Genomic DNA, 20,384 nt, shown 5'->3' with positions numbered 1-20,384 from the left:
CAGGGCCTCGGCAAGTTTGCTGGTAAGCAGACTTTCGGCGTTGTGTGGGGCTTCCAGTGGTGTTGCGTAGCGCGCTTCTGACGCGAGGCCGGGGGCGTCATGGGTGCGGGCACGGCTCCTGGAGATCATGGAGGTTCCTACACCGTCATGATCGTCTCGAGGTGCCATGCCCGCCGCACCAGTATTACCGCCTGCCCCTGTTCTCGATCGGCTGGCTGCCGTCGGCGCCGGCAACCAGCCTCCGTCGCCGGCGGGTCTGCTGGCGGTCTTCAACCAGCTACCGGACCCCCGGAAGCCCCGCGGCAGGCGGCACAGCCTGGCCGCTGTGCTGACGCTGGCGACCTGCGCGGTGCTCGCCGGGGCGCGGTCGTTCACCGCGATCGGTGAATGGTCCGCCGACGCCGGCCAGGCGGTCGCGGGCCTGCTCGGCGTCTCTCGAGTGCCCGAGGAGTCGACGTTTCGCCGGGTACTCGCCGCACTCGACGCCGACGCCCTGGATACGGCGCTGGGAGCATGGGCCGCCGCGGCGACCACCCCGCCGGCCGGGACGCGGCGGCGGCTCGCGGTCGACGGCAAGACGCTGCGCGGCTCCCGCACGCCTGACAGTCCGGGCCGCCACCTGCTCGCCGCGCTCGACCACACCAGCGGTGTCGTGCTCGGCCAGGTCGCCGTCGACGCGAAGTCGAACGAGATCCCGGCGCTGCCCGTCCTGCTCGCCGACCTGGACCTGACCGATGTGATCGTGACCGCGGATGCTCTACACACCCAGCGACAGACCGCATCCTGGCTGGTCAGCCGGCATGCGCACTACATCCTGACGGTGAAGGCCAACCAGCCGGCGCTATACGCCCAGCTCGCCGCCCTGCCCTGGCGCCGGGTGAAGACCGCCGCGCGCACCGTCGAACGCGGCCACGGCCGCCGCGAGCGGCGCACCGTGAAGACCACCGAGGTCCGCGCGGGACTACTCTTCCCGCACGCCGTGCAGGCAGTGCAGGTCACCCGCCGCCGCCAGCCGCTCGCCGACGGGCCGGCCACGACCGAGATCGTCTACCTTGTCACCAGCCTGCCGACCCACCAGGCCAGCCCCACGCTGCTGGCCACCTACGCCCGCGAGCACTGGCTCGTGGAGAACCGGCTGCACTGGGTCCGCGACGTCACCTTCGGGGAGGACCTCAGCCAGGTCCGGACCGGCCACGCTCCCCAGGTCATGGCCAGCCTGCGCAACCTGGCGATCGCGATCCTTCGCCTGACCGGCGCCACGAACATCGCCCAGGCAATCCGACACCACGCGCGGCGCCCCGAACGACCACTAGAGACGATCAAGAGCCTTGCTTGCTAACCGACAACTTTGCCGGGGCCCTGGGGTCAGGACAGGGACCGGGGGCCTGAGCCCGGCAGGACGGGCAGCACCGGGCAGCGCCGCTTTCTGGCCCTACAGCCGATTTCTGGCCTACAGCCGGCTGCAGCCGGGTGTCTCTCGGCCGCGGCCCGCAGTTTTCGGGCCGGCGAGGCAGGGGTAGAGGCAAGGCATAGTCAATTGGACGCAAAGGTGATAGCCGGCCGGCCTGGCCGGAAGGAGTGAGGATCATGACACTACCCGTACGACGCGGAGAAGGCCTGGGAACGCTGGCACGGTGGGATCCGTTCCGGGAGATCGAGGACGCCTGGACCCGCATGGGCAATCTGCTCGGCGACGTCATAGGCGGCGTCGAGGGCCGTCCGGCGCGGTTGCTGGGCGGCATGGTGCAGCCGGTCGACATTGAGGAGACCGAGGACGCGTTCGTGATCGATCTCGATCTTCCCGGGGTGCGCCGGGAGGACATCTCCGTGGACCTGCGTGACAACGAGCTGTTCGTCACCGGTGAAATCAAGGAGCGGGAACGCACGGGAGTACTGCGCCGCCGTAGCCGCCCGGTGGGCCGGTTCGAGCACCGCATCGCCGTGCCGGGTGACATTGATCCGGAATCGGTGCACGCCACCCTGGCCGACGGAGTACTCACCATCCGGCTGGCGAAGGCCAAGCGGAGCCAGCCCAAGCACATCGAGATCAGCACCGGCCCCGAGGGCCAAGGCACCGGCCCCGAGGGCCAAAGCTGACTGAGCGCCTGGTATACAACTGAGCGCGCCTGGTACCCGGACCCGCCAGCGCGCCCTCCACCGGGACCCCGGCAGACCCGGCCTGTCCAGCCGGTCGGCTTGCCCCGCCAGCAGGCGATACCGACGATTTGTAATTAAGGTTTTGCATGTCGCGAGGATGGGCCTGCGATGTTTGCGGAGTCCGGTCGCGTTCTGCTTCAGGGGAACTATCATGCCAAAGATCATCGCTTACGAGGAGGAAGCACGGCGCGGGCTGGAACGTGGCATGAACCAGCTGGCCGGCGCCGTGAAGGTGACGCTCGGTCCGAAGGGGCGCAACGTCGTCCTGGAGAAGAAGTGGGGCGTTCCCGCCATCACCAATGACGGCGTCTCCATAGCCAGGGAGATCGAGCTCGAAGATCCGTATGAGAAGATCGGTGCCGAGATGGTCAAGGAGGTCGCCAAGAAGACCGACGAGGTGGCCGGCGACGGCACCACGACGGCGACCGTTCTGGCGGAGGCACTGGTCCATGAGGGCCTGCGGAACGTGGCCGCGGGCGCGAACCCGATCGCCCTCAAACGTGGCATCGAGCTGGCTGTCGAGCGGGTCTGTGGGGAACTGGCCAATCTGTCCAGGGAGCTGGAAACCAAGGATCAGATCGCCTCAACGGCCTCGATCTCGGCCGGCGGGGACACCGCGATCGGCCAGATCATCGCCGAGGCGATGGACAAGGTCGGCCGGGACGGCGTCATCACCGTCGAGGAGAGCAACACCTTCGGCCTCGAGCTGGAGCTCACCGAAGGTATGCGTTTCGACAAGGGCTACATCTCGCCGTACTTCATCACTGATCAGGAGCGGATGGAGTGCGTCCTGGAGGACCCCTACATCCTGGTCGCCAACATCAAGATTTCGCTGGTCAAGGACCTGCTCCCGCTGTTGGAGAAGGTCATGCAGGCCGGCAGGCCGCTGCTGGTCATCGCCGAGAACGTTGAGGGGGAGGCCCTGGCGACCCTGGTCGTCAACAAGATCCGCGGTACGTTCCGGTCCGTGGCCGTGAAGGCGCCGGGTTTCGGCGAGCGGCGCAAGGCCATGCTCGGCGATATCGCCGTTCTGACGGGCAGTCAGGTGATCAGTGAGGAGGTTGGTCTCAGGCTGGAGAACGCCGACCTCGACCTGCTTGGCCGGGCCCGCAAGGTTGTCGTTACCAAGGATGACACGACCATTATCGAGGGCGCCGGCGACCCGGGCCGGATCGCCGGTCGGGTCAGCCAGATCCGTAGCGAGATCGAGAAGTCGGACTCCGACTACGATCGCGAGAAGCTGCAGGAGCGGCTGGCCAGGCTCGCCGGTGGCGTGGCCGTCATCAAAGCCGGCGCGGCCACCGAGGTCGAGCTCAAGGAGCGTAAGCACCGCATCGAGGACGCGGTCCGCAACGCGAAGGCCGCCGTTGAGGAGGGCATCGTCCCCGGCGGTGGGGTGGCTCTGCTGCTGGCCTCGGGGGCTGTCTTCGACGGGCTGGAGGTGGCTGAGGACGAGCGGACCGGGGCCGAGATGGTGCGCCGCGCGTTGACCGAGCCGCTCCGGCAGATCGCGGTCAATGCCGGCCTGGAAGGCGGCGTCGTGGTCGAGAAGGTCCGCAACCTGCAACCGGGGTGGGGGCTGGACGCCGCCACCGGCGAGCACGTCAACATGCTCGAGGCCGGGATCATCGACCCGACCAAGGTCACCCGCTCCGCCCTGCAGAATGCCGCATCCATCGCCGGGCTGTTCCTCACCACCGAGGCCGTCGTTGCCGAAAAGCCAGAGGAAAAGGAAACCGCGGCAGCGCCAGCTGGTGGGGGTGGCCTGGAGTACTGAAAAAATCGGAATGCGAGCTGATCGGAGCCGACCGACGGTGACTGGTACAGCCGGATCGGGTTGTCCGGAGGGCATCGGTGAGAGGACGCGGGCTGAAACGCCTCCGCTCCGTCCAACCGTCGGAGCCGGGCACGCCCCCGTCCAGAGCATCTGCCGTGGCCACCACGAACTCGGGACCGATGCCGACCCGTTGCCGCAGTTATCAACTGCCTTCACCGAGTTCGCCCACGCCGTCTGATCATCGTGTTCCACCTGGGTGTCAGCATGCGGTGGCCCTCTGTGACGGGATGTTGACGATCAGATCTTCCTCGTCCCGTACAGAAGGCCACCTTTATGGGGCGACACGTCGGCTATCTCGAAGGTTGACATCGGAAACATGCGGAAGCCCACCGGTGCTCGACGCGCGGCGGCGGTCATCACGAATCCCGCGAATACCCAGAAAGCCAGGTGACCACGGCGGTCTCGTGCCCAGGTCACGCATCATTCAGAGCGAGGCAGCCCCGCTGCAACTACCAAGTTCGAGGGTTTGGACCGCTACTTGTCGGAACTCGACGCGTACCGATCGTGAACATGGTGATGGCCTGGCCGGACGGTAAGATGGTAGGTGATATCTGCGGAGAAGGGGCCGGTGATGTCGGATCGTCCGGTTCCACCGAAGGTGATCGTGTGGCGGCCCGGCGCAAGTGGCTTGAGGAGTAGGTAGATGCCGTCAGCCACGGCAGGCGTGTAGATGCCCGCCGGGGCATTGAAGATGTTGTCATCGGGGAGCGTGATGCTGAACGGATGCGCGCACCGGTGGACGGGTCCGGCGCAAGCCCGGTACCTTCGCAGCTTTCCTACTGGTATGCCATCGACGCTGGCGTGGAGGTTGGCGAACGACAAGCCTGCCTCCATCTCGCGCCACAGCTCCCGGGCCGTGCGATTTTCCCCGGGGTTGTTGGCGTCGAAGACGTTGACGAGCGGAAAGAAGAGTGCCTTGCCCGCGGGTACCGTGCAATCGTTTCGAACGACTTTTTCGCCACCGAAGGCGCCGACCAGGAAGAATACCGAGCCAGATTGGCCCACGTTACACAACGCGCCAGTTGGGTCAATCAGCGGGTTCGTGGTGGTTGGCTGCGCCAGTGCGTACTGCCACCATGCCGCCGACCAGGCACCATAGCTCTTCCCAAATACGCGTGCCCCCGGGGGCACGACACCCGGGTTGCCCGACGCCGCGTTAGCGGCCGGAGCCGAGACTATCGTCAGCGCCAGGGCCGCGACGAGCGCTGGCAGCAGGCGCCGAATTCTGGTAATATCGACCATGATTCACCTCTACCGAGAGTCTTATGGATCATGATTGCGGTCTTGCCGTAAGGTGCGATGATCGTCGTTCCCCACGGCAGTCAGCCTGGAGCCTCCGGTAGCCGATACAGAATGTCAATCACCGATCCATCATGGTTTCTCGACGGTGGATGAGGGACGCCAGATAGAGGCGGACGAATGACGCTGGGCGGGGTCAAATGGCAACTCCACGCTGTTCGTGAGCTGATCGAAGAAACGAAAGAGTGGCGGTCTCGGTAGAATATTTCGGTCTAATTCATGTGTAAATTTGATACCACGTAATGGCATTTCGACCCGGTTTTCCTCCGGGGATTCCGGACTGCTTGCTGTGTGCTTGCAAGATGTTTGCGCTTGCTATTGTGATCTTGCCGTGCGCCCGGACCATGATCGGCAACATCCCGTGGTAGGCCCCCATCGACGGCTCGACGGGCGGTGTGGGCGAGAAAAGAGGCTCGCTGACCGGTCCAACTCGGTCGACCGCGGCGGTCAGCCTTCCGGGGTGTTCCCGGTGCCGGGCACGGGTCCGCCGAACTGCCGACGGAAGGAACCGAGCAGGTGGTCGAGGCCCCAGAGGAACTGGTCCCGGGTGCCGGTCGAGCCGAGCAGATCGGCCACGGCCTCGGCTGCCAGCAGGTGTCCCCAGAGGTAGACGAACATCGTGCAGATGATCCTGTTCGCGTCCTCCGGTCCGATACCGGCGTCGATGAGCAGATCGTGCAGGAAGCTCGCGTTGCGTACCGCGGAGGGGCTGCCGGCCATCTGCCGACCCATGTGTGCCGCGAGCCCCGGGTAGGCGGCGGCAACGTCATGCGCGCTGGTGAAGCAGCGCCCTAGGCGGTCGGCCCAGTCGCCGGTCTCGGGGCCTGGAAGGTCGATGCGGCCGAGCGCGTCGTCAACGACGCGCTCGACGATGAGATTCTTGGTGGGGAAGCGTCGGTAGATCGCGGGGGCCGTAACGCCGAGCTCCGCGCACAGGGGTCGGACCGTGAGATGGTCGAGCCCGTCGCGCCGAGCGATCGTGTCGGCCGCCGCGATGATCTGCTCGCGGGTGACCGCCCGGGGACGCATAGCGTCCTTTCTACCCGCCGCGAGACGGTGGTTCTACCTGGCGCGAGGTCCTGACAGTGGCCCGCCGCCGCGGACCCCTGGATCGGGTGGAGGCGGTTCCGAGGGCATGTCCGGCACGGGCCTGGCGTCGTACCGGTCCGGGACGAACAGCCCTCGTCCCGTCGGCCGCGCCGGCCGAAGGTAGAGGTACGGCCCGCCGTAGGAGGCCGGGACGAGGGAGGAGGAGATCATGATGATGGTCTGGGGTGGGTACAACTGGGGTTGGGGTAGTTGGCTGCTGATGACGTTCAGCATGGTCGTGGTCTGGGGGCTGCTCATCGGGGCGCTGATCGCCCTGCTGCGCGCCGGTCTCGACCGGCGATCGGGGACGTTGGCCGGACGGCCTGTCAACGGGTCGGCCCAGCGGATCCTGGCTGAGGGCTACGCCCACAGTGACCTCGACAAGGGCCGCGGTGACCTCGGCGAGGAGGGGTACCCTCACCCGGGCGCGCCGCGGGACCGGCGCAACCCGACCGGTCTCGCCAAGGTCGGTTGAGCACATTCTGGAGGTCAGAGTCACCGCAGGTTCTGGTGCCCCGCCCGGCCGCCCGCGACATCTCGGGAACCATTCTGGGAAGGGAACGCGGACCTACTGGGCACCGGCGAGTCTGGGTGCGCCGGCCCGGGGCAGGCACCGCGCTCCACCATCACTATCAGACTGGCATGTCCGCCGCCGCTCGGCGAATTCCGGCACTGCGCGTCCGGGGCTCAGGAAGGCCCAAAGCGAAGAATGAACCAGTCGGCGGCCTCGCAGGCCACTCTGTGGAGCTCTAATGCTTTCCTGACTCCGACGCTTTCGTTGAGGCCGTGGGCGATCCTGTTCCGCCGATCGACTAACGTGGCCAGCTCGCGGCGCAGCCGACCGTCGTCCGCGTCGAGCAGTGCGCTCAGCTCCTGGCGCAGGCCTTGGTCGAAGCGCCCGGCCAGGGTCTCGAGCGCCGCAGGCGTCGGGTTCTGCGTCCGCTCCAACCAGCCAAGCGAGAAGTTCCTGACGTGGCCGTAGGACAGCCTGCTGGTGTAGGCGCGGAATGTCCCCGCCACGGTCTGCTCCAGATATCCGCAGCTTCGGATCACCAGTAGTCGCGCAAGCCAGGAAACGACCTCCTGATTATCCGCAACTCTTGCCTGATCTTGTACCAGTGCAGCTAGCTCGGACAGGCGGTCTAAAATAATTCTGGTCTCAGTCGGCGGCCAGGTCTCGGCGCGTTCTCGCCTGCTCATGTCAGATGCGGGAGAAAGCTCTCGTTGCCAGCGCCAGGCGCATCCGCACACTCTCCTCGTCGGCCGTTGCGCGCGTGGTCACGTAATCCAGGTCGGGTTCGTTGAGGAGCGCGTCGATGGCGCGGCTGACCTCAGCTGCGGTCGGTTCGCTACCGGCATCAAGCCTACGGGCCAATCCTACCAAAAGCGCCTCGGTGAGAGCCGCATTGAGCTGACGCCCCCGGCCGCGAATGGCGCTTCTTCCGGCCTCCTCCAACACAAGCTGTGCTGCCCTGTCGAATCGTTTTTCGATCAACTCGGCGTCCAGTTCGTTCAGTCGGCGGTGAGCGCCAACAAAATCGTTCAGGTATTTCTTGAGGGGGCGCTTATAGCTACCCGGTGACACGTAGAGGGCGATGAATCTGAGCACGATCTCCTGATCGCGTAGCCGTGGTGATGGCGGCCCGTAGAGAGCGCGCCACGCCGGGTTTTCGTTCAGAGCGGTGAGGAACTTGATGAACTCGCCTGCATAGAGCGCCACGCGAATCTCGTGCGGCGTGAGCTGCGTACCGCCCGAGTTCAGCCGCTCGAAGATCTGATAAACGCCGTCGAGTGACTCGCGGGTGCCGTCGGTTTTGACTATTGTCGCCTGGATGAAGGTATTGTCGAGCGTGCGACGCTGTTCGGGTGAAAAAGTTTGATAGGTCAGCCCCTGGAATCTGGCGGCCACGTTCTGAAGTGCGAACTCGCGCCCGTTGATGCTGCCATTATAGAAGAGGCTCAGGGTCTTTATCCGCTGCTGTCCATCAAGAACGAGATAGCGGCGGTCCTGTTGTTGGACAAGGAATATACCCGGAATGGGGTATCCGAGCAGTAGGGACTCGATGAAACGGTCCATCTGCGAACGCTTCCAAACGAACTCGCGCTGGAAGCCGGCTGTCTCGATGCCGGGATCATCATTGCCAAAGGACGGCACTATTATGTCGCCCCGATCGTGCCGACGGACCAGACCCTCGACGTCGAAGTCGGTGCCGCTGTAGCTGATCTGCGGAGGGTCGGGGTCCACCTCCTGAAGCTCGGCCCTGTCGTCGTCGCGCAGGTCCTCGGAGTCGCTGTCGTTGCCAGCTTGCTCAGCCAGCTCGGTCACCCCCTCGGAAAGCCGTGCGACATGGTGCCGAGTCAGTAAGAACTCAGGGCAGGCCGCCAAGTGGGACCGTCCAGCGCGGGTGGCGGGAGCCTTCGCCGAGTCGACCAGCCCACGTGGCCAAGCTGTCGCACAGGATACCACCATCGACACACTGGCGAAGTCGTGGCACCTCAGGGTCGATCCGACGGAGCCGCGTAGGCCGGCTCGGTTCGAACCTGCTGGTCAGATCTGCTCAGGGCGGCTTGGCCCAGAATGGTCATCGGGTGCGACCACAGGAGCGATTCGTGGCGTTCTCCTGAATGTGGCGCAGGCGGATGGCATGCTGTGGAGATGGGGGTGATTTGCCGTTGTGATCTCACGGGATCGGCGGGGAAGCGGCTTGGTCCAGTTGCGGCCGACCGAACGCCGTCGCGCATCCAAGGTCCGCGGGGTTTGATGATGCAGGTCGCTACCGTAGTCAACTCCAAGGGCGGTGTCGGGAAGACGACTCTGACGGCCAACGTCGGTGCGGAGCTTGCGCGTCGAGGACGTCGTGTTCTCCTGCTCGACCTGGACTTTCAGGCCAGCCTGACGCACTCCTTCTATCGGCCGGCGGACGTCGAGCGACAGATTGACCGGCGAACCGTCGCGGACTGGTACATGGCAGCTGGTCGTCGAGGGGCTGGGCCAGACCTCATGCGGTACGTCTCCTGGCCGCAGGAAGTTCGGGCGCATACCAGGAGAAACGGCGGTGAGCTTGCAATTGTGGCTTCCGCCCCGAAGCTTGAGGGCGTTGCTGCCAGGCTCGGTGTAGAACTCGGTGACCCCAGTTCACGCCGCTATCAGGATCGTCACCGCCGAGTAGTGATGCGACTGGCCGATGGCCTACGGCTGCTCCGCCGTGAGGGATTCGACTACGTGCTTATCGACTGCCGGCCGGATTTTGAGATACTCACTCGATCTGCGATCGTGGCCAGCGAAGGGGTTCTGGTCCCTGCGCAGCCGGAGAGGCTGGCTACCTTCGGTATCCGTCATCTGACCGAAAGACTTACCGACTTCAAGAAGAATAACTTCGAGATCCTTGGATGGTCTCCCTCCGGCGAGAACCGAGTGGAAGACCTGGCGCCTGCCTTTCTAGGTGTTGTGTTCACTCGAGTAAGGCATGGGGGTGGGGGGCCCGGACCCACCCCCTCGAGCCAGCGGGTTATCGACGAGGTTCGCCGCCTCTTCCCTACATTTACTGCGATGATGCGCGAGAGCCTGGATTTCCAGACGGGTGTCGACAGGCTCCTGCCAGCGGTGTTCGGACTACGTCCCGACATAGCAACAGAAATCCGTGCTTTAGTTGACGAATTCGAGAGCAGGATTGGACCGTGAGCTGATGGCTGAAGGCATGACGGCCGTCCTCGCAGTGCTGGAGAGGGTCTCGGCGCTCATCCGGAGTTTCGATGATCAGACCGTGGTTGAGCTAGCTGCTGGCCGGCTCGTCCTCACGGTGCAGCGAGCGCCTGACCGGCCGGTCCTCGGCGCCGACGTAGTCGGGGAACGGACCACCAGTCCGCCGGCGCCCGAAAGCGTGCCGCGGGGGAGGGTCGGCACGATCAAGGACGGATCGACAGTCGTGGCTGGTCAACCTGACTCCGCGTCCGTACGCCAACGCCTCGATGAGATGGGTAGCCGCGAGGAGGCGCACATGTTCCTTGAGGGGATCGCCAGGAACAAGCAGATCCTCCAGCGGATCGGCCGAGATCTCGGAGTTCGGGTGAGTCTGGGGCGCCGACGTGGCGAAATGATTGACATGATCGTCAACTCCGCGGTGGGAGTCCGCCTCGACCAGGATGGTATCGGCAGGCGGGTCACGTCCTTGTGATTGGCCAACGCCCAATGGCCGTAGGTTAAGTGATCCCTTGGAGGTTTGAGGGAGGGTTGGTCACCGGAAGTCGAGGCAGTGAAGTTCGAGACGGCGGGTGACGCGCCGGGTGGGTGGATCGTCGGTTGTGCGGCGGGGGTAGTCGCTGTGCCGGCGGGTCTTGCGGGGTGCGGTGCGGTCGGGGCGGTCACGGATGGCCAGGCGCGGGTCGCAGATCTCAAGGAGGAACGCGAGGAGTGCCTGTTCAGGGGGGGAAAGCCGCGGTCCCGATGGAATCGGACGCGGCGGTGAGGGCCCGACGGAAACTGATCCTGTCGGGTGGGGTGCCGGTGGTGTCGGCAGCGACGCCGATGAGGCGGGCGAGTGCCTGGTGGACGGCGAACAGGGCCCACATCTCCTGGGCGACGCCTTCGGGGTCCTTGCTGCGCAGGACGGGTCGGCCTTCACCGAGATCGGTCTTGTGGTGGCCGATCACGGTCTCGCATCCCCACCTGGTCGGGTAGGCGCGGGCCAGGTCGAGCATGGACCATTCCTCGGGGTCGAGCAGGTCGGTGACCAGACAGAACAGCTCTGAGCTGCTCTCGTCGCCGCCGGCGGTGGTGGAGTGCACGGTGTACTCGATCACCCGCATCGTCAGTGGTGGTCCCTCGCTTCCGCGGGGAGGTGTCAGCTCGGCGAGGTAGCTGCCATCGTCGAGGACGTGGACCGGGGCCAGCGTGAAGGTCGCCTTCGCCCGCCACAGCAGGTGCGCCCCGGTCGCCAGGACCTCGCCGGCGAGCCGGTGGGACAGGAAGTTACGGTCCGCCAACGTGAGCATGCCCGGGCCCAGCTGCCCCAGCAGGTCACGGGCCAGCGCCGGCTCGCCGGTGCTCCACGGGCCGAACGACGCCCCCAGCAGGGCACCGGTGGCGGCCTCGGCGGCGATGACCCAGCGAACCTTCGGGAACGGCGCCGGCCCACCGGCGTTCGACGGCCCGGGGAAGAACGCCCGGTTGGCCTGCGTGTCCGGCAGATCGCAGGTCGACCCGTCGATCTGCACCAGCCGCAGGCCGTGCAGGAACACCCCGGCCTGGCCCTCGACACCGACCGGCCCCGCGGCGTGCTCGAACAGCATCCGCACCGGATCCGACCCGATCCGTGCCCGCGCCTCGCCCAGCGACGGGCTTGCCGGCAGCGACCAACCCGCCCCACCCGCGGCCAACACAGCCGCCCGGCGCTGGAAGTGCAGCCCGCTGGTCAACCGGGCCAGCACCTGCACATAGCCACAGTTCCGGCCCCGGAACAGCCACAACGCCAACACGAAGTACACCACCAGCCACGACGGCAACAGCCGGCGGCGAACCTCCGCGGTGTCGGTCACCGCCAACACCCGGTCCACCAGCTCCGGTGGGTACACCCGCGTCAACACACCCACCGTCACCCGGTCCGGCAACCAGCCCTCCGGCGACAGCCCCTCACTCCCGTCATGCCCCACCAGCCAAGCCTACCCCACGACGATCACTTAACCTACGGCCATTGGGCCCTGGCCACCTTCCTCCCCGAGATCTCGCAACCCGCGACGTTCGTCCGGGACCGCCCCGACCGCGCCAGTCCCCGCAAAACCAAGAAAACCGGCGACTTCCCTGCCCGAAAACTCGGCGAACCCGCCGTGGTCACCGTCACCCGCCGCATCGAACTTCACTGCCTCGAACCACGACGATCACCTTAAAGCAGCGCTATTGGGTCGACTGGTCCTCCAAGTTTCGGTTGATCCCCCCTTACCCGGGCGACGGAGCGAGCGCCGGAGAAGAGCACCCGGCCGGCGGGTTTAGCCCGGCCGGTCCGCGCCGCGTTCAGCCCATCGAGCAGCCGGGCGCGGGCGGTGGCGACGTCGGCGGCGGACAGGTCGTGGAGGTCGATCCAGGCGCGGGTGCCGGCCAGGCCGAGGTCGAGACCGCGCGGGTCGATGATCATGATGGGGACTACCAGCCGCCGCTGGCCCGATATGTCGGCCGCCCACACTGCCTGCCATTCCACAGGCAGAGGTCAGGTAATCGGCGGACAGCACCCAAGATGTGAGAGCAGGGTCCACCGCGCACCGCACAGCCTCGCATCGAGACCAGGTCCGCCGCGTGACGCCCGCCGTAACGACGGCAACGCGCGCCGTCGGCGGGCTCGCCACCGCCCGAGTGGTGCTCGCCAACAGCCCCGCCGAGATCCAGGTCAGTGTCACGGCTGACGTGCCCAGGCTCTGGCAGGCCAGGTCGCACCTCGGCCCCTCCGAGGCATTTTTCGGGCATCCCGATGAGGCGTACCGGCCGCGGGGTCGGGCACAATCTTCCCAGAGGAGGTGGGCATGCATCCGCTGATCGAGACCAGGCAGGCGGAGATCCAGGGACTCTGCCGTCGGCTCGGCATCCGCCGCCTCGACCTCTTCGGCTCCGCGACCAGCGATGCGTTNGACCTCGACAGCAGCGACGTCGACGTCCTCGTCGAGTTCGACGCCGGCCGCGACGGATTCGACTACTACGGCACCTACTTCGCCCTCAAAGAGGGACTCGAATGCCTGCTGGGCCGTGCCCGCTTTCCAGGCAACCGGCTCAAGCGAGCCCTGTGGGCTTGCGGGTGGGCAGAAGCGCTGCCCTGGTGCCCTCGCCGAGGGTGCGGCGGTGGCAGCGGGCGTGTATGAGGCGGGTTGCGACACGTTCGTCCGGTGTGCCCGCGCCCCAGGCGATCAGCGCGCGCTTGCGGGTCGCCGTGCGGGTCGCCGCGAGCCACTGTTCCCACTCTTCGGGGCTCTGCGGCTCACGGTCGGCGTGCAGGAGCAGGCCCCGACAGACGGGGCAGCGACCATGCTGGACTTGGAGGAGCAGCGCGGACACACGAAGGCGGTCGGCCAGCAGGCGGTTCGAGTGTGGTCGGCGGGTTGCGGGCCGCCGACGTGCAGCCACCGGCTCGCGGCTTGCCAGCTACCGCCCCCGCGACAGCTCATGGTAGATCCCTACCTCGCTGAGGAAGCCGTGCAGGAGGCGTTCGTGATGGCCGCCGACCGATGGCCACGTGACGGCGTCCCCATTAACCCGCACGCCTGGTTGATCACTACGGCGTTGACCACCGGGGTGGTGTCGTCGTCCGGCGCGGCTTCGGCCACGTAGCGGTCGGCGAGCCCCCAGCACATAGGCGCCGAGAGCGTTGAGGCGTATCTCCCAGAGGCTGTCGGCAGCGTCACGCCGTGGCCGTCGAGTTGAGCCGGGATGATCGGAACAGATCAGAGTTCTAGTACGTCCGCCAGAGTCGTCCGGCGGCGCAGATAGCCGGTCAGTCGTTCGTCGCTGCCGGCACCGAGGGCAGCCAGCAGTCGGGTGAGACTGTCGAACGCCTCGGGGCCGAGAGCCGTGCGTAGATCGTCCTCGATGCGGCGGGCCGCGGCGCGGTGGGTGGTGAGGTAGGCCTGGCCGTGCAGGGTGAGCCGCACGGTGTTCTCGCGGCCGCTGGTCTCGGAGGGTGAGACCTCCAGGTAGTCCGACGTGACCAGGCGATTCACGATCTTGGCTGCGCCCTGGCGGGTGATGCCGAGATGCCGTCCTATCTGTGCGACCGTCGCGCCCGACGATCCGGCGCAGAAGCGGAGTACCCGACCGTCCGGGAATTGGCGCTCGAACCCGGCCGCGGCGAGTTGCTCGTCGAGGCGGTTCTGGTAGCCGACCCATGCCCGGCGCAGCAAGCCGCCGAGGGCGCTCCGATTCGCCGGACCAGCGGCGGCATCAGGCGTGGCCGAGGCATCGTCACCCATAGCGACCCCACCCCCAACTGTCAACCATGGTTGTGACTATAGGTCAGTACCTGTCCGCGCCTACGCCGGGTCGATTGACAACCATGGTTGCCGATTTGCGTCGCGTCGTCGATGCTCAGGCCTATGCGTCGGAAAGGTGCTTTCTCAGTCAGGTTCGGCTGGCCCGCGGCGTACGCGGTGCTCGCCGCCGGTCTACTCGCTGCGTGTTCCGTGAGCGGCTCGCCGCCGGCGGGGAGCGCGACCTCGTCGGCCCGGACCGGCCCCTCGTGGGCGGTGACGGCTACCCGGGAGCCGTTGACGACTGCCAGTGGCTCGGCGGTGTCGCATGACACCGAGGTCATGGCACTGGCCAGCCAGGGCGGTCGCCTGTTCGCGGCGACCGACCAGTGGGAGTACCCGGGCGCTCCCGCCGCTGGCCAGATCCTGGTCAAAGACGCGGCGGACGCTCCCTGGCGGGTGTTCGAGCAGACAGGGTCGCTTCGCGTGCAGGCCCTGGACTCGTTCCCCATCCCGGCCGACCAGGGCCTGGGAGCCGGGCACTCGCTGCTCGTCACGCAGGCGGTCGTGAACGGGCGTTCGGAGATCCAGTGGCTGCTCGACGGGGCCGGCTCGTTCGCGCCGGACGACGCGTTCGTCCTGCCGTCAACGGCCGCGGCCGTGCGGTCGTTCGGCGCGCACGAGTCGGCTGGCGTGTGGTCCGTGTACGCCGGCGCCGAACCAACCGGGATCCTGCGCGCGACGTGGTCGCCGATCCGGCACACGCTGGTGTTCGACCCGGTATCGGAGCTGACGGCCCCGCCTCCCAACTCACCCGGGCTGAAGACCCAGAAGGTGACCGGGTTCGCCGACTGTGGCGGCGCGCTCTACGTCACGATCAACACGACGCTCTATCGCCGCAACGACGGGGCAGTCCAGCCGGGAACCGCCCGCTGGGCCGCCGTCTATCAGGAGCCACCGGTAGGCGCCCGCAACAGTGGGCTGCGGGGGCTGACCTGTGTCACCCACGACGGCGCGCCAGCACTGCTGACCTCCACCGAGGGCGATGGTGATGCCTTCCGGTTCGACCACCTACCCGCGGGACAGGTCGGCGGCCCTGCACCCGGGCCCGGGCAGGCCGCGGCCGGTCTGTCGCCGGCGCTGGAATTCGACCCGGGTCCCGCGTTGCGCCAACTGCTGGCGGAGCAGGGGACGACGGTGCCGGCGACCGGCAACGGCTCGATCGACTACGTGATCGCCGCCTACAACAACTTCGAGACGATCGACGCCGACGGGGCCTCCCGCCAGTTCTTCGGCGTCGAGCATGCCTACGCCGGCGGTTGCCCGCCGAGCAGGACGTGCGGCCCGACGGCATCGCGCGCGGCGACTTTCGACGCCCAGGCCGTCTTCGCCGTCAGAACCGACACGGGCGGCACGCCGTCCTACGTGCTACGCGCCCTGGACGGGCCTGACTTCACCCCTGCCGGCCCGGTCGGCAAGCCGATCAGGTCCGGGCAGGCGTTCGTTGCGATCAGAACCATCAAGCGGTCGCCCTTCGACGCCGGCCGTATCTACTTCGCCGGCTATGACGCCAATTTCTATCCCGCCGACGGGACCGCCTGGGCCGCAAGCGCGCCGCTGACCGCCGTCGACGCCAGCATGAACGGAGAACGATCATGAAACTGTGGCGACGAGAGCACCACGACTCCGCTTCCCGACGCCGTCCCCGCTCTCGGCGGCGGCTGGTGGCGGCCACGGCCACGGCCACGGCCTCGCTGGCGCTGGCGGCGGGCGCCTGCGGCGGTTCGGCCGCGCCGGCCACAACGGCGAGCGCGGCCCGCCCGAACATCGTCTTCATCCTCACGGACGACCTGTCCTGGAACCTGGTCACCGACCAGATCGCGCCGCACATCACCGCCCTGGAAAGGCAGGGCGAGACGTTCGACCACTACTTCGTGACCGACTCGCTGTGCTGCCCGTCCCGGTCGTCGATCTTCACCGGCCTCCTCCCTCACGACACCAAGGTCGAGACCAACCTGTCCCCTGACGGCGGCTACGGGAAGTTCCAACAGGAGGGCCTCGCCGGCAGGACCTTCGCCGTCGCGCTGCAGGCGGCGGGATACCAGACCTCGATGCTCGGCAAGTACCTCAATGGCTACGGCGACCCCACCATCACCCCGACCACCGGACCCGTCCCGCGCGGCTGGTCCGACTGGCACGTCAGCAACACCACCGGCTACGCGGAGCTCAACTTCGACCAGAACGACAACGGCGTCGTGCGCCACTACGCCGGCCAGGACAACTACGGCGTGGACGTGCTCAACGCCGACGCCCAGGCGTTCATCCGACGCTCGGCCGGGAAGCCGTTCGCCCTGGAGGTGGCTACCTACGCCCCCCACCAGCCGTACACACCGGCGCCGCGCAACGCGGACGACTTCCCCGGCCTGACCGAGCCACGCGACCCGTCCTTCAACACCAACAACACCGACGCACCGGCCTGGCTCGGCCAACGCGCCCCTCTCGCCCCGTCAGTGCTCACGAACCTGGACCAGGCCTACCGCGAGCGTGCCCAGGCCGTCGAGTCCGTCGACAAACTGGTAGGCGACACGGAGGCGACGCTCGCCGCCGAGCACCTGCTCGACAACACCTACTTCGTCTTCAGCTCCGACAACGGCTACCACCTCGGCCAGCACCGCCTCGTCAGAGGCAAGCAGACCGCCTTCGACACCGACATCCGCGTGCCCCTGATCGTCACCGGGCCCGGCGTCCCCCACGGCCGGGTGATCTCCCAGGTCGCTCAGAACGTCGACCTTTACCCCACCTTCACCGACCTCGCCGGCGCCACCCCGGCCAGGCCCGTTGACGGGCGCAGTCTCGTCCCGCTGCTGCGCCCCGCGACGGAGCCGCCATCCTGGCGCACGATCGCGCTCGTCGAACACCTCGGCCAGGCGAGCGACCCCGCCGACCCCGACCACGAACCCGGCGGCAGCAACCCGACGACCTACGAGGCGATCCGGATCTCAGCGCCACACCTCGCGCACTTCGACGGGCCAGTCGAAGCGGTCTACGTGGAGTATAACGACTCCAAACACGAGATCGAGTACTACGACATCACGAAAGACCCCTACGAGATCAACAACGTCGCGGGCGCGCTCACCGGGGCGCAGCGCGCCGAACTACACACGGTCCTTGCCGGCCTCGGAAACTGCCACACCCAGGCCGCCTGCGCCGCCGCCGGTCTGCCGATATGACAACGGCCACTCCCGACCTGGATCTCGTCCCGGCTGGGCGAAGTCGAGCCTGGCCAGCAAGCCCGACGGCAGCACCGCACGCAACTGCGACGCCGCGTTCGACGGCGTCCCCAGGATCCGGCGGCACACCGCGTCATGAGGCGGGGACGAACACGACATGACAACACCCTACCGATACCCACCGGAGCACCCACTCCACCACGACAGTCAAGCACCGGCCCTGACCACTGCCCCGTCGCTCCTCACGACCACCCGCGGCTGAAACGGAACGCTCGACCAGGCCGGTCAGCTACGGCATCAGGCTGGCGGCGACCGTGCCCCCAACTCCGAGCAGGCCTCTCGTGCCCCGGCATCCGCCTCACCGACGATCGACAGGGGCTCGCGCAGGCGCTTCCACTTCAGCCCGGTCGCGATCGCCTCGACGCCACGGACCGCGCCGGTCGTGTCGCTGTTCCCATGGACGTAAAGGGCGTACGGACGACCCACAGTCGCTTCCAAGACCGGGTAATAGATCTGGTCGCAGCACCCTCGCCAAGGTAGGGGTCGGTGAACCGTCACGGGCCACCTCCTCGGGTCAGTGTCCGTTCGTGCTGAACCGTTCGGTCGCCTCGATGATGGCGTTCTGGGTCGCGGGGCTGCCCGTGTGGCCTGCATTGTCGATGATCTTCAGTTCCGCGTCGGGCCATGCCTTGGCGAGATCCCAGGCGGTCTTGAGCGGGCTGGCAAGGTCAAGTCGGCCGTGGATCAACACCGAGGGAATCCCGGCCAGCCGGTGAGCGTCGCGTAGCAACTGCCCGTCCTCCAGCCAGGCGTTGTTTGCAAAGTAGTGCGTGCAGATGCGGACGAAGGCCACGAGCGCATCGTCGGGTTTGCTGCTGTACTGGCCTGGCGCCCCAAGCGCTTCGTGCGCGATGACGGCGTCTTCCCAGGCGCACCAGGCCCGCGCCGCGGTGATTCTTATCGCCTCGTCGGGGCTGCCCAACAGCCGGTTGTAGGCAGCAACGAGACTGCCGTCCCAGTCGTCCTTCGGCACGGCGTCGCGGAACGCTTCCCAGGCGGCTGGCAGCAGGCGCCCGACGCCGCGGTAGAGCCAGTCGATTTCTTCGGGCCGGGTCATGGTGACTCCGACGATGATGATCTCGGAGACCCGTTCAGGGTAGCGCTCGGCGTAGGCGAGTATCAGCGTCGAGCCCCATGAGCTGCCGTAAAAGAGCCACCGGTCGATGCCGAGATGTTCGCGGAGCCTCTCCATGTCGGCGATCAGGTGCCGGGTGGTGTTGTGTTCCAGGCTGACGGTCGCGTCGCTGGCGTGCGGTCGGCTCTGGCCGCAGCCACGCTGGTCGAACAGGATGATCCGGTAGACGTCCGGATCAAACATCCTGCGGCTGCCGCGGCGCCCGCCGCTGCCGGGACCTCCGTGCACCCACAACGCCGGCTTGCCGTCTGGGTTGCCGCTGGTTTCCCAATAGATCTGGTTGTCCTCGCCTACATCGAGGAAGCCGTGCGCGTATGGCTCGATAGGCCGGTACGGCTGCCCCATCTGATGCTCCCTCCGATGCATCGCGCTCGCCGGCCAACTCCGCCAGGTACGCGTCGGCCTCGGCCTCCAGCGCGTCGGCCAGCATCCGTCGCGCGCTCTCGCACACGATCTTCGATCGGCGAGGGTGCCACCGAGTCACCGTCTTCCGCAACCGGCTGCGACTACCGTCAGCACGGGCATACCCTTCCCGACTGACGCGGCAACGTCGGCCTGTTTGAGGACCTGAACCGCGATCACCGGAAGGGTACACGCTCCCGGCTGACCCACAGACCTCAACCATCGCTCTCGTCGCCTGGCGCGATACCGTACGAATCGGGCAGACCCCGCTTCCGGTCGAGGCCGTGGGTCCACTCGGTGCGGCGTAGGGTCGGGCACAATGTCCCCGGAGGAGGTGGGCATGCATCCGTTGATCGAGGCTAGGCGGGCGGAGATCCAGGGACTCTGCCGTCGGCTCGGCATCCGCCGCCTCGACCTCTTCGGCTCCGCGACCAGCGATGCGTTNGACCTCGACAGCAGCGACGTCGACGTCCTCGTCGAGTTCGACGCCGGCCGCGACGGATTCGACTACTACGGCACCTACTTCGCCCTCAAGGAGGGGCTCGAGCGCCTGCTGGGCCGCGCCGTCGACGTAGTCAGCGTCACCGCCATCCGCAACCCCTACTTCCGCGACCAGGTCATGCGCACCAGGCAGCCCCTGTATGCCGCCTGACCCACGCAAGTACCTCTGGGATGCCGCGAACGCGGCCGAACTCGTCCGGGATTTTGCCCACGGCCAGACCTTCGCCGACTATCAGGCGAACGCGATGCTCCGCGCCGCCGTCGAACGCGAGTTCGAGATCATCGGAGAGGCCCTCAACCAACTCTCCAAGGTCGCCCCCGACCTCGCCGCCGCGATCCCCGAGCTCCCTCGAATAGTCGCTTTCCGGAACATCCTCATCCACGGCTACGCCACCGTCGACGACGCCCTCGTCTGGCAGGTACTCCAGGAGAAACTCCCCGAGCTCGAACAAGTGGTCCGCAGAATGCTGGCGGAAGACTGACCCGGCTGCACCGAGGTCGGCCCACCGCCAGGTGAAGCGGCCGCTGCTGCGGAGGCCGGTCTTGGGGTCAGCTGCGACCCAGATACTCACTTTGTGTGTCCGTACAAGCACCCCGGCTTACGCCAGCCTCTGGTCGCAGCACCCTCGCTAAGTGGTTGAGCCTGGAAGTCCTTTGGGGGTGCAGTGATTCAGCTGGGTTCGGCGGGGAGGTGGATGGTGCAGGCGGTGTCGAGGGCGTCCTGGGGGCT

At 67.1% G+C, this 20,384-nt stretch carries 23 protein-coding genes; 13 read left to right on the top strand and 10 right to left on the bottom strand.

All coding sequences use genetic code 11. The annotated features are described in order from the left end of the window. Positions 1 to 166: 166 nt before the first annotated feature. From BMG523DRAFT_RS18840 to groL, 3 genes are all read left to right on the top strand, one after another. The gene (locus tag BMG523DRAFT_RS18840) at positions 167 to 1,339 is read left to right on the top strand and encodes an ISAs1 family transposase (RefSeq protein WP_011434857.1); all 1,173 of its coding nucleotides are present in this window, start codon (positions 167 to 169) and stop codon (positions 1,337 to 1,339) included. A 248-nt stretch (positions 1,340 to 1,587) separates the two neighbouring features. After that, complete coding sequence (locus tag BMG523DRAFT_RS18835) at positions 1,588 to 2,097, top strand: Hsp20/alpha crystallin family protein (protein ID WP_011436591.1); 510 nt, start codon at positions 1,588 to 1,590, stop codon at positions 2,095 to 2,097. A gap of 211 nt (positions 2,098 to 2,308) precedes the next feature. Beyond that, on the top strand, positions 2,309 to 3,934 hold the full coding sequence (groL, locus tag BMG523DRAFT_RS18830) for a chaperonin GroEL (RefSeq protein WP_011436592.1): 1,626 nt from the start codon (positions 2,309 to 2,311) through the stop codon (positions 3,932 to 3,934). Positions 3,935 to 4,468: 534 nt separating this feature from the next. On the opposite strand, the gene BMG523DRAFT_RS18825 is transcribed toward groL, so the two are convergent. Both BMG523DRAFT_RS18825 and BMG523DRAFT_RS18820 read right to left on the bottom strand, forming a co-directional pair. After that, on the bottom strand, positions 4,469 to 5,236 hold the full coding sequence (locus BMG523DRAFT_RS18825; protein ID WP_011436593.1) for a hypothetical protein: 768 nt from the start codon (positions 5,234 to 5,236) through the stop codon (positions 4,469 to 4,471). Positions 5,237 to 5,740: 504 nt separating this feature from the next. Beyond that, entirely contained in the window at positions 5,741 to 6,322 is a 582-nt protein-coding gene (locus tag BMG523DRAFT_RS18820; RefSeq protein ID WP_011436594.1) for a TetR/AcrR family transcriptional regulator, read from the bottom strand. Between the two features lie 229 nt (positions 6,323 to 6,551). On the opposite strand from BMG523DRAFT_RS18820, the gene BMG523DRAFT_RS18815 reads away from it, so the two are divergent. Next, positions 6,552 to 6,857 carry a hypothetical protein gene (locus BMG523DRAFT_RS18815; RefSeq protein ID WP_011436595.1) on the top strand — a complete coding sequence of 102 codons (306 nt, stop codon included), beginning with the start codon at positions 6,552 to 6,554 and terminating at the stop codon, positions 6,855 to 6,857. Between the two features lie 212 nt (positions 6,858 to 7,069). Here BMG523DRAFT_RS18815 and BMG523DRAFT_RS25465 read toward each other — a convergent pair whose 3' ends face one another. Together BMG523DRAFT_RS25465 and BMG523DRAFT_RS18805 are read right to left on the bottom strand one after the other, a co-directional pair. Next, positions 7,070 to 7,582 (bottom strand): HEPN domain-containing protein, encoded by a 513-nt coding sequence (locus BMG523DRAFT_RS25465; RefSeq protein WP_011436596.1) that lies wholly within the window; start codon positions 7,580 to 7,582, stop codon positions 7,070 to 7,072. Between the two features lies 1 nt (position 7,583). Continuing rightward, positions 7,584 to 8,708: a DUF262 domain-containing protein gene (locus BMG523DRAFT_RS18805; protein ID WP_035941738.1), complete on the bottom strand. Its 1,125-nt coding sequence runs from the start codon at positions 8,706 to 8,708 to the stop codon at positions 7,584 to 7,586. 435 nt (positions 8,709 to 9,143) lie between these two features. Here BMG523DRAFT_RS18805 and BMG523DRAFT_RS23545 point away from each other — a divergent pair, with 435 nt between their 5' ends. Both BMG523DRAFT_RS23545 and BMG523DRAFT_RS18800 read left to right on the top strand, forming a co-directional pair. Then, the gene (locus BMG523DRAFT_RS23545) at positions 9,144 to 10,064 is read left to right on the top strand and encodes a ParA family protein (RefSeq protein WP_011436598.1); all 921 of its coding nucleotides are present in this window, start codon (positions 9,144 to 9,146) and stop codon (positions 10,062 to 10,064) included. An 82-nt stretch (positions 10,065 to 10,146) separates the two neighbouring features. Next, entirely contained in the window at positions 10,147 to 10,557 is a 411-nt protein-coding gene (locus BMG523DRAFT_RS18800) for a hypothetical protein (protein ID WP_160323732.1), read from the top strand. A gap of 244 nt (positions 10,558 to 10,801) precedes the next feature. Here BMG523DRAFT_RS18800 and BMG523DRAFT_RS18795 read toward each other — a convergent pair whose 3' ends face one another. Beyond that, the gene (locus tag BMG523DRAFT_RS18795; RefSeq protein ID WP_051623949.1) at positions 10,802 to 12,031 is read right to left on the bottom strand and encodes an IS4 family transposase; all 1,230 of its coding nucleotides are present in this window, start codon (positions 12,029 to 12,031) and stop codon (positions 10,802 to 10,804) included. A gap of 230 nt (positions 12,032 to 12,261) precedes the next feature. Then, positions 12,262 to 12,510: a hypothetical protein gene (locus BMG523DRAFT_RS18790; RefSeq protein WP_131728924.1), complete on the bottom strand. Its 249-nt coding sequence runs from the start codon at positions 12,508 to 12,510 to the stop codon at positions 12,262 to 12,264. Positions 12,511 to 12,892: 382 nt separating this feature from the next. On the opposite strand from BMG523DRAFT_RS18790, the gene BMG523DRAFT_RS18785 reads away from it, so the two are divergent. After that, entirely contained in the window at positions 12,893 to 13,225 is a 333-nt protein-coding gene (locus BMG523DRAFT_RS18785; RefSeq protein WP_235463244.1) for a nucleotidyltransferase domain-containing protein, read from the top strand. Next, on the top strand, positions 13,206 to 13,691 hold the full coding sequence (locus BMG523DRAFT_RS25460) for a hypothetical protein (protein ID WP_023842201.1): 486 nt from the start codon (positions 13,206 to 13,208) through the stop codon (positions 13,689 to 13,691). The genes BMG523DRAFT_RS18785 and BMG523DRAFT_RS25460 overlap by 20 nt, the downstream gene beginning before the upstream one ends. A 113-nt stretch (positions 13,692 to 13,804) precedes the next feature. Here the strand turns inward: BMG523DRAFT_RS25460 and BMG523DRAFT_RS18775 are convergent, their stop codons facing one another. Continuing rightward, entirely contained in the window at positions 13,805 to 14,329 is a 525-nt protein-coding gene (locus BMG523DRAFT_RS18775) for a MarR family winged helix-turn-helix transcriptional regulator (RefSeq protein ID WP_011436603.1), read from the bottom strand. An 83-nt stretch (positions 14,330 to 14,412) separates the two neighbouring features. Between BMG523DRAFT_RS18775 and BMG523DRAFT_RS25455 the strand changes: the two genes are divergently transcribed. From BMG523DRAFT_RS25455 to BMG523DRAFT_RS18765, 3 genes are read left to right on the top strand one after another with little or no spacing between them, the layout of a single operon-like run. Next, positions 14,413 to 14,658 (top strand): hypothetical protein, encoded by a 246-nt coding sequence (locus BMG523DRAFT_RS25455; protein ID WP_131728925.1) that lies wholly within the window; start codon positions 14,413 to 14,415, stop codon positions 14,656 to 14,658. Beyond that, complete coding sequence (locus tag BMG523DRAFT_RS18770) at positions 14,648 to 15,985, top strand: hypothetical protein (RefSeq protein ID WP_035942193.1); 1,338 nt, start codon at positions 14,648 to 14,650, stop codon at positions 15,983 to 15,985. Before BMG523DRAFT_RS25455 ends, BMG523DRAFT_RS18770 begins: the two co-directional genes overlap by 11 nt. Further along, positions 15,982 to 17,556: a sulfatase gene (locus BMG523DRAFT_RS18765; protein WP_083494876.1), complete on the top strand. Its 1,575-nt coding sequence runs from the start codon at positions 15,982 to 15,984 to the stop codon at positions 17,554 to 17,556. Before BMG523DRAFT_RS18770 ends, BMG523DRAFT_RS18765 begins: the two co-directional genes overlap by 4 nt. Here BMG523DRAFT_RS18765 and BMG523DRAFT_RS27480 read toward each other — a convergent pair. The 3 genes from BMG523DRAFT_RS27480 to pip form a co-directional block, all read right to left on the bottom strand. Then, positions 17,482 to 17,715: an Rpn family recombination-promoting nuclease/putative transposase gene (locus BMG523DRAFT_RS27480; protein ID WP_023842202.1), complete on the bottom strand. Its 234-nt coding sequence runs from the start codon at positions 17,713 to 17,715 to the stop codon at positions 17,482 to 17,484. The genes BMG523DRAFT_RS18765 and BMG523DRAFT_RS27480 overlap by 75 nt on opposite strands. Before the next feature lie 138 nt (positions 17,716 to 17,853). Further along, complete coding sequence (locus BMG523DRAFT_RS18760; RefSeq protein ID WP_235463243.1) at positions 17,854 to 18,042, bottom strand: flavodoxin; 189 nt, start codon at positions 18,040 to 18,042, stop codon at positions 17,854 to 17,856. Positions 18,043 to 18,130: 88 nt separating this feature from the next. Beyond that, positions 18,131 to 19,096, bottom strand: a complete 966-nt coding sequence (pip, locus tag BMG523DRAFT_RS18755) for a prolyl aminopeptidase (protein ID WP_011436607.1) — start codon at positions 19,094 to 19,096, stop codon at positions 18,131 to 18,133. A gap of 397 nt (positions 19,097 to 19,493) precedes the next feature. On the opposite strand from pip, the gene BMG523DRAFT_RS18750 reads away from it, so the two are divergent. Further along, positions 19,494 to 19,805, top strand: coding sequence for a nucleotidyltransferase family protein (locus tag BMG523DRAFT_RS18750; RefSeq protein ID WP_043591800.1), 312 nt, complete (start codon positions 19,494 to 19,496; stop codon positions 19,803 to 19,805). Beyond that, the gene (locus BMG523DRAFT_RS18745) at positions 19,795 to 20,136 is read left to right on the top strand and encodes a DUF86 domain-containing protein (RefSeq protein ID WP_011436609.1); all 342 of its coding nucleotides are present in this window, start codon (positions 19,795 to 19,797) and stop codon (positions 20,134 to 20,136) included. The genes BMG523DRAFT_RS18750 and BMG523DRAFT_RS18745 overlap by 11 nt, the downstream gene beginning before the upstream one ends. Positions 20,137 to 20,384 lie beyond the last annotated feature (248 nt).

The organism is Frankia sp. BMG5.23 (genome assembly GCF_000685765.2).
Lineage (GTDB): Bacteria > Actinomycetota > Actinomycetes > Frankiales > Frankiaceae > Frankia > Frankia casuarinae.
The sequence above is the reverse complement of the archived record's forward strand: the minus strand, read 5'-3'. Positions and strand labels throughout refer to the sequence as shown.